Annotated in this window: 14 protein-coding genes; 1 reads left to right on the top strand and 13 read right to left on the bottom strand. The window is 74.0% G+C overall.

The window, feature by feature from the left end; all coding sequences use genetic code 11:
- Nucleotides 1-131: 131 nt before the first annotated feature.
- Nucleotides 132-722: an SCO3374 family protein gene (locus tag K7G61_RS19270; protein ID WP_225848120.1), complete on the top strand. Its 591-nt coding sequence runs from the start codon at nt 132-134 to the stop codon at nt 720-722.
- On the opposite strand, the gene K7G61_RS19265 is transcribed toward K7G61_RS19270, so the two are convergent.
- From K7G61_RS19265 to K7G61_RS19205, 13 genes are all read right to left on the bottom strand, one after another.
- Nucleotides 653-991 carry an Lsr2 family protein gene (locus K7G61_RS19265; protein ID WP_225848119.1) on the bottom strand — a complete coding sequence of 113 codons (339 nt, stop codon included), beginning with the start codon at nt 989-991 and terminating at the stop codon, nt 653-655. The genes K7G61_RS19270 and K7G61_RS19265 overlap by 70 nt on opposite strands.
- Before the next feature lie 121 nt (nt 992-1112).
- Nucleotides 1113-1631, bottom strand: a complete 519-nt coding sequence (locus tag K7G61_RS19260; protein ID WP_225848118.1) for an amino-acid N-acetyltransferase — start codon at nt 1629-1631, stop codon at nt 1113-1115.
- A 10-nt stretch (nt 1632-1641) separates the two neighbouring features.
- Nucleotides 1642-2037: a BlaI/MecI/CopY family transcriptional regulator gene (locus K7G61_RS19255; RefSeq protein ID WP_225848117.1), complete on the bottom strand. Its 396-nt coding sequence runs from the start codon at nt 2035-2037 to the stop codon at nt 1642-1644.
- A gap of 114 nt (nt 2038-2151) precedes the next feature.
- Nucleotides 2152-2340, bottom strand: a complete 189-nt coding sequence (locus K7G61_RS19250) for a hypothetical protein (protein ID WP_225848116.1) — start codon at nt 2338-2340, stop codon at nt 2152-2154.
- Between the two features lie 95 nt (nt 2341-2435).
- On the bottom strand, nt 2436-3185 hold the full coding sequence (locus tag K7G61_RS19245) for a hypothetical protein (RefSeq protein ID WP_225848115.1): 750 nt from the start codon (nt 3183-3185) through the stop codon (nt 2436-2438).
- Nucleotides 3186-3308: 123 nt separating this feature from the next.
- Nucleotides 3309-4103, bottom strand: a complete 795-nt coding sequence (locus K7G61_RS19240) for a type III pantothenate kinase (protein ID WP_225848114.1) — start codon at nt 4101-4103, stop codon at nt 3309-3311.
- 6 nt (nt 4104-4109) lie between these two features.
- Nucleotides 4110-5111 carry a carboxylating nicotinate-nucleotide diphosphorylase gene (gene nadC, locus K7G61_RS19235; RefSeq protein WP_225848163.1) on the bottom strand — a complete coding sequence of 334 codons (1002 nt, stop codon included), beginning with the start codon at nt 5109-5111 and terminating at the stop codon, nt 4110-4112.
- Nucleotides 5112-5149: 38 nt separating this feature from the next.
- Nucleotides 5150-7054, bottom strand: coding sequence for an L-aspartate oxidase (locus K7G61_RS19230; RefSeq protein WP_225848113.1), 1905 nt, complete (start codon nt 7052-7054; stop codon nt 5150-5152).
- The gene (panC, locus tag K7G61_RS19225; RefSeq protein ID WP_225848112.1) at nt 7051-7914 is read right to left on the bottom strand and encodes a pantoate--beta-alanine ligase; all 864 of its coding nucleotides are present in this window, start codon (nt 7912-7914) and stop codon (nt 7051-7053) included. The genes K7G61_RS19230 and panC overlap by 4 nt, the downstream gene beginning before the upstream one ends.
- A complete protein-coding gene (locus K7G61_RS19220; RefSeq protein ID WP_225848111.1) occupies nt 7911-8798 on the bottom strand; it encodes a Rossmann-like and DUF2520 domain-containing protein in 888 nt (295 codons plus the stop codon). The genes panC and K7G61_RS19220 overlap by 4 nt, the downstream gene beginning before the upstream one ends.
- A gap of 342 nt (nt 8799-9140) precedes the next feature.
- Nucleotides 9141-10118, bottom strand: coding sequence for a zinc-binding dehydrogenase (locus K7G61_RS19215; protein ID WP_225848110.1), 978 nt, complete (start codon nt 10116-10118; stop codon nt 9141-9143).
- A 178-nt stretch (nt 10119-10296) separates the two neighbouring features.
- On the bottom strand, nt 10297-10992 hold the full coding sequence (locus K7G61_RS19210; RefSeq protein WP_225848109.1) for a response regulator transcription factor: 696 nt from the start codon (nt 10990-10992) through the stop codon (nt 10297-10299).
- 95 nt (nt 10993-11087) lie between these two features.
- Entirely contained in the window at nt 11088-12290 is a 1203-nt protein-coding gene (locus K7G61_RS19205) for a sensor histidine kinase (RefSeq protein WP_225848108.1), read from the bottom strand.
- Between the last annotated feature and the right edge of the window lie 42 nt (nt 12291-12332).

Genomic DNA, 12332 nt, shown 5'->3' with positions numbered 1-12332 from the left:
TCGGCCCGGGGTCGGCCGGGGGTCGGCCGGGGGTCGGCCGGAGGCTGCCGGGGGCGGTCCCGGGCGGACAGCACACAGTTACGAGCCGCCCCGCCGCGTAACCGGGCGCGGGGCCCGCAGTTGCACACGGCATGGGCTGGTACGAGCACGAACTGGGCTGGCCGGTGACCGGCACGGTGCCCCCGGGGCTGGTCACCGGGGTGCGGTTCGACGCGCTGGACGCGCCGGCCGAGGCGGGCTTCGCCATGCTGAGCCGCTTCGCGCGGCCGGGGCTACTGGGTCCGGTGGCGCTGGAGGGCCACCGGATCCGGCTGCTGGTCGCCGCCGGATCCGCCGAGGAGCTGCCAGGGCTCCTGGAGTGGCTGGAGTGGGGCGGGATCCCACTGGACCTGACAGCCATGGGCGCGGGGCAGGTGATGCGGGCGCCCGCCCACCCGGAGTGGGGGCGCCGGGAGGCCGCCTACGACCGGTCGGCACCGGTGTGGCTGCGGCCTCCCCGCTCCGGGATCGACGTGGAGTCCACCGTGCCCGCGCTCCGCTTGGACGGCGCGGGCCAGGCCGACGGAACGGGGGCGCCCGTCGGACTTCCGGCGCTGGTGGCCGCCCTGGCGACGGCCTGCCATCGGATCACCCTGCGGACACGCTGCCAGGATCAGCCGTGGGCCTTCTCGTACGCCTCACGGATGGTCGCCGGCACGCGGCCGCGGTCGTTGACTTCGTAGCCCTTCTCCTTGGCCCACGCACGGATCTTGGCGGTGTCGGGACCGGAGCCGCCGCTGCCGCGGACCGCCTTGGTACGGCCGCGTCCGGCCCGTCCGCCGGTCCGGCGGCCACTGTCCGTGTACGGGCTGAGCAGCCCGCGCAGCTTGTCTGCATTCTCCGTGGTGAGGTCGATCTCGTACGTCACACCGTCGAGTGCAAACGTCACGGTCTCGTCCGCCTCGCCACCGTCGAGGTCGTCGACAAGAAGGACCTGAACCTTCTGTGCCACCGGCTTCCCTTTCATCGAAAACGGATTAACGGTAAAAGCAAAGCGCCTTTCACCGGAAAACTCAAACCCCTTGCGCGAAGAGGTTCGCACGAGGTAGCGCGATCCGGACAAACCGGATCACTCACAGTTGCAGCAGCATGCGGCTGTTGCCCAAGGTGTTGGGTTTCACCCGCTCCAGGCCGAGGAACTCGGCGACGCCCTCGTCATTGGAACGGAGGAGCTCGCCGAAGACATCGCCGTCCACCGGGGTCTCGCCGATCTCCACGAAGCCGTGCTTGCCGAAGAAGTCGACTTCGAAGGTGAGGCAGAAAATACGCCTGACTCCCAGCCAGCGCGCGGTCTGCAGCAACTTGGCCAGCAGCAGGTGGCCCACGCCGCGGCCGCGCAGCGCCGGGTCCACCGCCAGCGTCCTGACCTCGGCGAGGTCCTCCCACATCACGTGCAGGGCGCCGCAGGCGACCACGGCGGCGTCCTCGTCGCGTTCGGCCACCCAGAACTCCTGGATGTCCTCATAAAGCGTCACCGTCGCCTTGTCGAGCAGGATGCCGTCACGGACATAGGAGTCCAGCAGCCGGCGCAGGGCGCGGACATCGCCGGTCCTGGCGCGGCGGATGGTGACCTCATTCGAGAGCAGGGGCATGGACCGGACGCTATCGTCCTTCGGGTTCCGGCGGTCCGGAGGGGTCCACGGACTGGATGATGCGCATTGCGTCGCGGAGGGCTTCGCGCTGTTCCGCCGACATCATCCCGAAGAAGTGCACCAGGGCGGCGGCGGGGTTGTCACTGGCCGACCACGCTTCGTTCATCAGTGCGGCCGCGTATGCCGCCCTTGTCGAAACCGCCTCATAGCGATAAGCCCGGCCTTCCTCGGTCCGGCGCAGCCAGCCCTTCTGGCGCAGGTTGTCCATTACGGTCATCACGGTTGTGTAGGCGATCGTACGGTCCTGCGACAGGTCTTCCAGAACCTCACGAACCGTGACCGGGCGGTTCCACTCCCACACCCGCGTCATGACGGCGTCTTCGAGCTCTCCCAGTGGTCGGGGCACACTGGAAATACTACGGGCGACTATAGGTAATTGCCCGAATTGCCGGGATCGCAGCTGGTTGTCCGGCCGTGCCGGTGGACCGGTGCCGCGGACCACCGGTGCCGCGAACCGGGTCTACTGGTCGCCGGCGGCAGGCCGGCCGGCCCGGCGGGCGGCCTCCGCCTGGGCGGCGAAGGCGGCGTCCACGGCGGCGTCCTCCTTGGCCTTGTTGGCACCGCCCTGGTGCTTGATGATCGTCACGACCAGGCCGATGAAGAACACGGCCATCACCAGCGGCGGCACGATCGCGGAAACGTAGTCCATGGCGTCCAGCGTAGCCATGGCCTCCGGCGGCCCCGGGGGCGCCCTGCCCGGACGGCGGCGGGCAGGGCGGCCGCCTCACGCCGAGTCACGCCGAGTCACGCCGAGCGCGACTTCGGCGGGTGGTGCGGGCGGCGGTGCGGGGGCCAGATCTCGGCGGGGGTGGGGGTGCGGCGGCCCGGCTCGGGCCGCGGCCGCGGCCGGTGCGGCTGGGGGCGCGGCTCCTCGGGCTCCGGGGCCGGGGACTCCTCCGGCCGCTCCTGCTCCTTGTTCGGCTCCTTGCCCGGCTCCTCGGCCGGGGGTTCGGCCAGGGCGGGTACCGGCGGCGGGGTCGGCAGGCGGCGCGGCGCGGGCATATGGGCCTCCAGGCGCAGTCGTACGTCGTGGTCCGCGAGGATTTCGCAGCGGCGCAGCAGCGCGGTGCGGCGCTGGTGCTCGGCGGTGCCGCACGGCAGCGCCCGCAGCGCCCGCAGCGCGGCCAGGTCGGCGGAACCGGGCACGTAGCCGTCCGCGAGGGCGGCCCGCAGCCGTTCCAGGTAGCCGGCCGCCGTACCCGGCAGCGCGTGCCGGTAGCGGCGCAGCTCGGCCAGCAGGAAGGCGCGCGTGCGGGCCGCCTCCTCCAGCGCGTCGTCCACCGCCGCCGCCAGCCGGAGGCAGTCCAGCACGTGCGCCTGCAGGTGTGCGGGGGTGTGCGCGGGGGCGCGCGGCGCGACGACGGTACGGCAGGCGGGGCCGGCCGCGGCGGCGGTCCGGCCCGGGCGCAGCGCCTCCGCCAGGACGCGCCGCACCACCCGCACCTCGTCCGCGCTGAACGCCAGTGCGCCTCGGGTTCCGTGTGGCGTGGGCATGCATGGACTTTAAGTGCTAAGAGGACAAACTTCGCGTAAGAAGGTATACGCGGTGCGTCGCCTCGCGCTCGTCGCGCCCGCCCCTCCGGCGCTCGCCGCCCGGGCCCCCTGCCCCCGCGGGAGTCAGCTCACCTGGACGTTGCGCTCGTAGACCAGGCGCAGGCCGATCAGGGTGAGCCACGGTTCGTGGGCGTCGATGATCGAGGCCTCGCCCAGGACGAGGGGGGCGAGGCCGCCGGTGGCGATCACCGTGACGTCGTCCGGGTCGTCGGCGAGCTCGCGGGCCATGCGTTCGGCGATGCCGTCGGCCTGACCGGCGAAACCGTAGAGGATGCCCGACTGCATCGCCTCGATGGTGTTCTTGCCGATCACGCTGCGCGGCCGGGCCAGCTCGATCTTGCGGAGCTGGGCGCCGCGCATCCCGAGGGCGTCCACCGAGATCTCGATGCCGGGGGCGATGGCCCCGCCCACGTACTCGCCGCGGGCGGACACCGCGTCGAAGGTCGTGGCCGTGCCGAAGTCCACGACGATGCACGGGCCGCCGTACAGGTGCACGGCGGCGAGCGAGTTGATGATCCGGTCGGAGCCGACCTCCTTGGGGTGGTCGACGAGGATGGGCACGCCGGTCTTGATGCCGGGCTCGACCAGCACGGAGGGGACGTCGCCGTAATAGCGGCGGGTCACCTCGCGCAGCTCGTGCAGCACCGACGGCACGGTGGAGCAGATGGAGATGCCGTCGATGCCGTCGCCGAGGTCGCCCAGCAGCGGGTGCATGCCCATCAGACCCTGCAGCAGGACCGCCAGTTCGTCGGCGGTCCTGCGGGCGTCGGTGGAGATCCGCCAGTGCTCGACGATCTCCTCGCCGTCGAAGAGGCCCAGCACGGTGTGGGTGTTGCCGACGTCGATGGTGAGCAGCATCCGCCTCTACGCTTCCGCTCGCAGGTCGAGGCCGATGTCCAGGATCGGGGAGGAATGGGTGAGCGACCCGACCGACAGGAAGTTGACGCCGGTCTCGGCGTAGGCGCGGGCGTTGTCCAGGGTGAGCCGGCCGGAGGACTCCAGGAAGGCCCGGCCGCCGACGACGGCGACGGCCTCCTCGGTCTCGGCGGGCGTGAAGTTGTCCAGCAGGATCAGGTCCGCGCCGGCCTCCAGCACCTCCCGCACCTGGTGCAGGGTGTCCACCTCGACCTCGATGGGCACGTCGGGGAACTCCTCGCGGACCAGCTTGAACGCCTGGGCGACGCCGCCGGCGGCCACCACGTGGTTGTCCTTGACCAGTGCCGCGTCCGACAGCGACATCCGGTGGTTGACGCCGCCGCCGCACCTGACGGCGTACTTCTCCAGCGCCCGCAGGCCCGGGGTGGTCTTGCGGGTGTCGCGCACCTGCGCCCGCGTGCCCTCCAGGGCGTCCACCCAGCGGCGGGTGGCGGTGGCGATGCCGGACAGCCGGCACAGCAGGTTGAGCGCGCTGCGCTCGGCGGTGAGCAGGTCGCGGGTGCGGGTGCGCACGGTGAGCAGCTTCTGCCCGGCCTCGACCCGGTCGCCGTCCGCCACGTGCCGCTCGACCTCGAACTCGTCGGTGCACACCACGGAGAGCACCGCCTCGGCCACCCGCAGCCCGGCCACCACGCCGGCCTCGCGGGCGGTGAAGTCGCCCACGGACATCGCGTCCTCGGGCACAGTGGCGATCGTGGTGATGTCCACGCCCTGGTCGAGGTCCTCCTCGATGGCCATGTGCGCGATGTCCTCGACCTGCACGGGGTCGAGCCCGTCCGCGACGATCAACTGCGCCAGGTCGGGGTCGAGGCCGCACTCCAGCGGGTCCAGTTCGTACTCCCCGGCGCTTCCCGCGCCGCAGCCGCAGCCGTCACCGCAGCCGCCGGCCGCCGCGGACGCGGCCTCGCCGGGCGGCCCGAACTGCGGCATGGGGAGGACGACGGGGGGCTGGGGGCGGTCCGGGGTGGTCACGGCTGCTCCTTCGAAGCGGCGTATCCGATGGGTGCTGTCGGTGCTGTGCGGTGCGCGGCGGCCGCCCCATCATCCCCGAAAGCGGCCGGGTCCACGACGCCGGCCGGGGGCGGTACGGGCACGGTGGCGTCGAAGTCCGGCCCCTGGGTGGTGCGGACCTCAAGGGTACGGTGCGGGGTCAGCCGGACGACCAGGTGGCGGCGCCAGGCCTCGTCGTCGCGCTCGGGCCGGTCCTCGCGCCAGTGGCAGCCGCGGGTCTCCTCGCGCCGCCTAGCGGCGGCCACCAGCACCCGGGCGACCAGGCCCAGGTTGGTGGCCTCCCAGGTCTCCACACAGGGCTCGGCGGTCTTGCCGTCCCGGTCGTACGCCTCCACGGCCGCGGTGTGCAGCCGCTCCAGGGCGCCCGCGGCCACCGCGAGGCTCTCCGCGCTCCTGAGCACGCCGGCGCCCGCGGTCATGATGCGCTGCACCTCGTACCGCGCCTCGGAGGCCAGCAGCGGGGCGTGGGTGGGCTCGGGGACGACCGGCGGGCCGGGGACGACCGGGTCGGCGAGGACCCGGGCCGCGATCCGCTCGGCGAAGACCAGGCCCTCCAGGAGGGAGTTCGAGGCGAGGCGGTTGGCGCCGTGCACGCCGGTGCAGGCGACCTCGCCGCACGCGTACAGGCCCGGGACGGTGGTCCGCCCGTACAGGTCGGTACGGACGCCGCCGGACGCGTAGTGCGCGGCCGGGGCGACCGGGATCGGTTCGGTGACCGGGTCGATGCCGTGCGCGCGGCAGGCGGCGAGGATGGTCGGGAAGCGCTCCTCCCACATGGCCGCGCCGAAGTGGCGGGCGTCGAGGAACATGTGGTCGGCGCCGGTCTCCAGCATCCGCCGCGTGATGCCCTTGGCGACGATGTCGCGGGGCGCGAGCTCGGCGAGTTCGTGCTGCCCGACCATGAAGCGCACGCCGTCGGCGTCCACCAGGTACGCGCCCTCGCCGCGCACCGCCTCCGACACCAGGGGCTGCTGGCCCTCGGCGTCCGGGCCCAGCCACAAGGGCGTCGGGTGGAACTGGACGAACTCCAGGTCGCTGACCTCGGCCCCGGCCCGCAGCGCCAGCGCCACCCCGTCACCGGTGGACACCGACGGGTTGGTGGTGGCGGAGAACACCTGGCCCATGCCGCCGGTGGCCAGCACCACGGCCCGGGCGCGGACCGCGCCGACCCCGTCGCGCTGCCCCTCGCCCATCACGTGCAGGGTGACGCCCGCGGTCCTGCCGTGGGCGTCGGTGAGCAGGTCCAGGACGAGCGCGTTCTCGACGACGCTTATGCTGCCGGCGACGCTTGTGCCGCCTGCCACGCTTGTGCCGCCGTCCCCGTCGCGGGCGGTGCCGGCCTGCCGGACCGCCGCTATGAGCGCGCGCGACACCTCGGCGCCGGTCGCGTCGCCGCCCGCGTGGGCTATGCGGCGGCGGTGGTGGCCGCCCTCGCGGGTCAGCATGAGCTCGCCGAGGTCGTCCACGTCGAAGCGCGCGCCGGTGTCGATCAGGCGGCGTACGGCGCCGGGCCCCTCGGTGACCAGGGTGCGTACGGCCGGCTCGTCGCACAGTCCGGCGCCCGCGACCAGGGTGTCGTCCAGGTGCTGGGCGGGGGTGTCGCCCTCGCCGAGCGCGGCGGCGATGCCGCCCTGGGCCCAGCGGGTCGAGCCGTCGTCCAGCTTCGCCTTGGTCACCACGGTGACCTTCGCCCCGGCCGCGGCGCAGCGCAGCGCCACCGTCAGCCCGGCCACGCCGGAGCCGACCACCACGACGTCGGAGTCGATCGCCCAGCCGGGCGCGGGCGCGTACAGGCGTATGCCGGTGGGCCGGCCCGCCGGGGGTGCGCCGGCGCTGCTCGCCCCGGCTCCGTTCGCGGTCATCGGGCGGCTCCCAACTCCGAGGTGGCGGGCGACCCGCCGGGAAAGTCCAGCGGGACGTTGTCGATCAGGCGGGTGGTGCCGACCTTGGCGGCGACGGCGAGGACGGCCGGTCCTGTGTGGTCCGGGCCGGCCCCGGTGAAGGTCGCCGGGTCGATCAGGTCCAGGTAGTCGACGGCCAGGCCGCCGGCGGCGGACAGCTCCTCGCGGGCTGCCTTGCGCACCGCCTCGGGGCCTTCCGCGAGACGGTCGCGGCCGGCGAACAGGGCGCGCGACAGCGCCAGGGCGCGGGTGCGCTCCTCGGCGCTCAGATAGCGGTTGCGGCTGGACAGGGCCAGGCCGTCGGGCTCGCGGACCGTGGGGACGGCGACGATCCCGACCGGGAAGTTCAGGTCGGTGACCATGCGGCGGATCAGGGCGAGCTGCTGGGCGTCCTTCTGGCCGAAGAAGGCGGCCCGCGGCCTGGTGAGGTGCAGCAGCTTGGCGACGACGGTGAGCATGCCGTCGAAGTGGCCGGGGCGGGCGGCGCCCTCGTACCGCTCCCCCATGGGCCCCGCGGTGACGCGGACCTGGGGCTCGCCGCCCGGGTAGACCTCCTCGACGGCGGGGGCGAAGACGCGGTCGGCGCCGGCCGCCGCGGCGAGTTCGAGGTCGGCGTCGAGGGTGCGGGGGTAGCGGTCGAGGTCCTCGTTCGGGCCGAACTGCAGCGGGTTGACGAAGACCGTGACGGTGACCGGGCCGTCCCCGGCGTGGGCGCGGGCGGCGCGGATCAGGGAGGCGTGCCCCTCGTGCAGCGCGCCCATGGTCATCACCACGGCGGCGGCCGGGGGCAGGTCCCGCGCGTGGTGTACGAGTTCGGTCATCGGGTCCCCCCGTCGGCGAGGGCGCCCAGCAGCGCCTCGGCGTATTCCGCTTTGAGCATTCCGTTGGCCAGCGCGCGGTCCGCGGTGGCCCGTGCCATGGCGACGTACCCGGCCACGGTCTCGGGCGCGTGCTCGCCCAGTTCCCGCAGGTGGGCGGCCACGGTGCCGGCGTCGCCGCGGGCCACCGGGCCGGTCAGGGCGCCGTCGCCGGAGCGCAGGGCGTTGTCCAGGGCGGCGCCGAGCAGGGGGCCGAGCATGCGGCCGGGCTCGGCCACGCCGGCCTGCCCGAGCAGGTCCCTGGCCTGGGCGACCAGGGTGACCAGGTGGTTGGCGCCGATGGCCAGGGCCGCGTGGTAGAGCGGGCGGGCGGCTTCCTCGATCCATTCCGGTTCGCCGCCCATCTCGATCACCAGGGCCTCGGCGGCCAGCCGGAGCTCGCCGGGGGCGGTCACGCCGAAGCTGCAGCCGGCCAGCCGCTGGACGTCCACGTGGGTGCCGGTGAAGGTCATCACGGGGTGCAGGGCGAGGGGCAGGGCGCCGGCCCGCAGGGCGGGGCGCAGGACACCGGTGCCGTAGCGGCCCGAGGTGTGCACCAGGAGCTGGCCGGGGCGGACGGCGCCGGTCTCGGCGAGGCCGGTGACCAGGTCGGGCAGGGCGTCGTCCGGCACGGTCAGCAGGACCAGGTCCGCGGCTTCCATGACCGCGTGCGGCTCCACCAGCGGCACGCCCGGGAGCAGGGCCTCCGCGCGCCTCCTGGACGCGTCGGACACCCCCGACACGGCGACGGGCCGGTGCCCGGCCAGACGCAGGGCGGCGGCCAGGGCGGGCCCCACCCGGCCGGCGCCCACCACCCCCACGGCGAGCCTCGCCGGCTTCTCGTCCACGACCACAACGCCTCCCGGGGCAGCACTTCTCGTCAATCCTACGCGAAGACCCTCCGGCCGGAGGTTCCCCGTCGGAGTGACGGTCCGCACGTAGCGCCCCGCCCCGGGATCGGGGCCGCGGGGCGGCTGCCCCGGAGCGGACGGGCGCGGCGTACGGGAAGAGGCACCGGAGACGTGCGCACGGGCGCACGGGCGGACGTACGGGCAGACGCACGGGCGGACGTACGGGCGGACGTACTGGGAGAGCTTCGGGACGGCGTACGAGAAGGCAGGCCCGAGGAGGTGGCGGCCCCCGCCCCGGCCGCTCGGACGGCCGCCCGCCCGAGCGGGGTCGCTACGGCGCTACCGCGCCACCCGCAGCAGCAGCTTGCCGGTCGTCGTGCGCGACTCGACCAGCCGGTGCGCCTCGGCCGCCTCCGCCAGCGGGAACTCCGCGCTGATCGGCAGTTCGAGGCCGCCGTCGGTCAGTACGGCGAACGAGCGCATCACCAGGTCGCGCAGCGCGCGCGGGTCGTTCGCGGCCATCGCCATCATCGAGAAGCCGGCCACCGAGATCCCGCGCCCGTACGTCTCCCCGGGGCCGACCTGCCACGGCTCCTCGGTCCCCGCGCTGCCGAAGGAGACCAGCCGGCCGAAGCGGGCCAGCACCGCGAGCGTGCGGCGGAACGTCTCCCCGCCCAGCGCGTCCAGCGCGATGTCGACCCCGCGCCCGCCCGTCGCCTCCATGACATCGGTGTCGAACGTGTCCGCCAGGAAGACCTGGTCGTAGCCGGACTTCAGGGCGTGCTCGGCCTTGTCGAGGCTGGACACCGTCCCGTAGACCGCCGACGCCCCGAAGGTCCTGGCGAGCTGGCCGGCGATGGTGCCGACCCCGCCCGCCGCGCCCTGGATGAGGACGGTGTCGCCCTCGCGCAGCCGCGCGATCTCGTGCAGCAGCGCGTACGCGGTGGGCAGCACGGTCGGCAGGGAGGCCGCGGTCCGCAGGCCGACGCCCGCCGGGAGCGGGAAGACGGTGTCCGCGGGGGCGACGGCGGTCTCCGCGTAGCCGCCGCCGGTCATGAAGGCGACGACCTCCTGGCCGGGGGCGAGGCCGGTGACGCCCGGGCCGGTCGCGCGGACCGTGCCGGACACGTCGAGGCCGGGCCGGAAGGGCAGCGACTCCACCCGGTAGCCTTCCGCGCGTGCCTTGATGTCGGCGAAGTTCACCCCGGCGTACGCGACGTCGATGGCGACCTCGCCCGGGCCCGGTCGCGGCGCCGGCAGTTCAGCGGACCTCAGTACCTCGGGACCGCCGAACTCTTCGATGACGATGGCACGCATGTCGTGCTCCCCCTAGCAGTACGGGTGTTGCTCGGTCCGGGCGCCGGCGGGGCGCCGGCAGCGCTCCCGACGCCTGATGGCACTCGCTGTCGGGGCCAACACCCAGGAGTGTAAGGATCATTCCGCTCCCGCGGGGGCGCTGTGAGCCCAACGTTACGTCCCGGTAGGCGGATTGGTATCACATGGCGCCGCCGCCGGCGCGCACCAGTCCCGACTCGTAGGCGAGGACGACGGCCTGCACCCGGTCGCGCAGCCCCAGCTTGGTCAGGATCCGGCCGACGTGGGTCTTGACGGTGGCCTCGGACAGCACCAGGCGGGCGGCGATCTCGCCGTTGGACAGGCCCTGGGCGACCAGCATGAGCACCTCGCGCTCCCGTTCGGTGAGCCGGTCGAGCTCCTTGTTCCGCTCCTCCGCGCCGGAGCTGGGCAGCATGGGGGTGAAACGATCCAGCAGCCGCCGGGTCGTGCTCGGCGCCACCACCGCGTCGCCGCTGTGCACCGCCCGGATCGCGGTCAGCAGCTCGTCCGGCGGCACGTCCTTGAGCATGAAGCCGCTCGCGCCCGCCTTGAGCGCGGCGAAGGCGTACTCGTCGAGGTCGAAAGTGGTCAGGATCAGCACGCGCGGCACGCCCGCCTCGGGCTCCGTGCCGCGCTCCCCGCCGCAGATCCGCCGGGTCGCCTCCACCCCGTCCATGCGCGGCATGCGCACGTCCATCAGCACGACGTCCACCTTGGTGCGCCGCAGCACCTCCAGCGCCTCCGCGCCGTCCCCGGCTTCGGCGACGACCTCCATGTCCGGCTGTGCGGCCAGCACCATCCGGAAGCCGGTGCGCAGCAGGACCTGGTCGTCGACGAGCATGACGCGGATCGCCATCGTGAGCCTTCCTCGGGCGGTACGGGTGGGTACGGGTCGCGGGGCCGGCTGGTCGCCGTCCCGCCGCCTGTGCCGTCCTACGGTCCCATCCGCCGTCACCGGCCGGTCCGCAGCGGCAGCACCGCGCTGATCCGGAAGCCGCCGCCGGGCCGCGGGCCGGCGACCAGGGTGCCGCCGATCATGCCGATACGTTCCCGCATGCCGATCAGCCCCTGGCCGAGGCCGTCGTGGCCGCCGTGCTCGTAGACGTCGGTGCGGGCGCCCCGGCCGTCGTCCTCGATCAGCAGGTCGAGGGCGGAGTCGCCGAAGCCGAGCAGGACGCTGGCGCTGGCGCCGTCGCCGCCGTGCTTGCGGACGTTGGTGAGGGCCTCCTGCACGATGCGGTACGCGGTCAGCTCCACCCCGCTGGACAGCGGGCGGGCCTCGCCGGCCACTTCGAAGCGGACCGGCAGGCCGGCCCCGCGCACCTGGTCGATGAGGTCGCCGAGCTGGTCCACGCCGGGCTGCGGCACGTACTCGCCGCCGGCGTCGTCCCCGGCCCGCAGCAGGCCGAGCAGGCGGCGCATCTCGGCCAGCGCCTGGCGGCCGGTGGTGGAGATCGTGTCCAGCGCCTGCTTGGCCTGGTCGGGGGCGGAGTCCAGGACGTACGCGGCGCCGTCGGCCTGGACGACCATGACGGAGACGTTGTGCGCGATCACATCGTGCAGTTCCCGGGCGATACGGGCGCGCTCGGCGGCGACCGCGGCCTTGGACTGGGCCTCGCGCTCGCGGTGCAGGCGGGCCGCGCGCTCCTCCAGCTCGGCGTAGTACGCCCGGCGGGTGCGCAGACGGTCGCCGACCACCCAGGACAGCGCGTAGATGCCGATCAGGAAGCCGGTGGTCAGCAGGGTGGTCCAGATCGTGGTGCCGTCGCCGTGCGGGGGCCAGCGCATGATCGACAGCGGGGCGGCGCACAGGCCGGCGGCCAGGGCGAGCCGGGAGGACCAGCGGGCGCCGTTGGAGGCGCAGGTGTAGATGATCACCAGGAAGGCGATGTCGCCCGGGTTGGTCGAGACGTCCAGGGCGAGCTGCAGCAGACCGGTGGCCACCGCGACCAGCAGCATCCGCTCCGGGACCCTGCGGCGCAGCGCGACCACGAGGCCCAGGGCCACCGACAACGGCACGGCGGCGACCCGGGACGCCGGCGTCAGGTCCGGGGCCGCCACGATCCACACCCCGGACACGCCGAGCAGGACGACGGCCCAGAAGCTGTCGACCCACATCGGGTGCCGGCGGAGGAAATCGTAGATGCGCTGCACATCACCCAGCGTATGCACGCCGATGCCGTCCCGGGGTCACCC

Source organism: Streptomyces sp. HPF1205 (assembly GCF_020400825.1).
Classification (GTDB): Bacteria; Actinomycetota; Actinomycetes; order Streptomycetales; family Streptomycetaceae; genus Actinacidiphila.
This window is presented reverse-complemented; position numbering and strand designations above follow the sequence as displayed.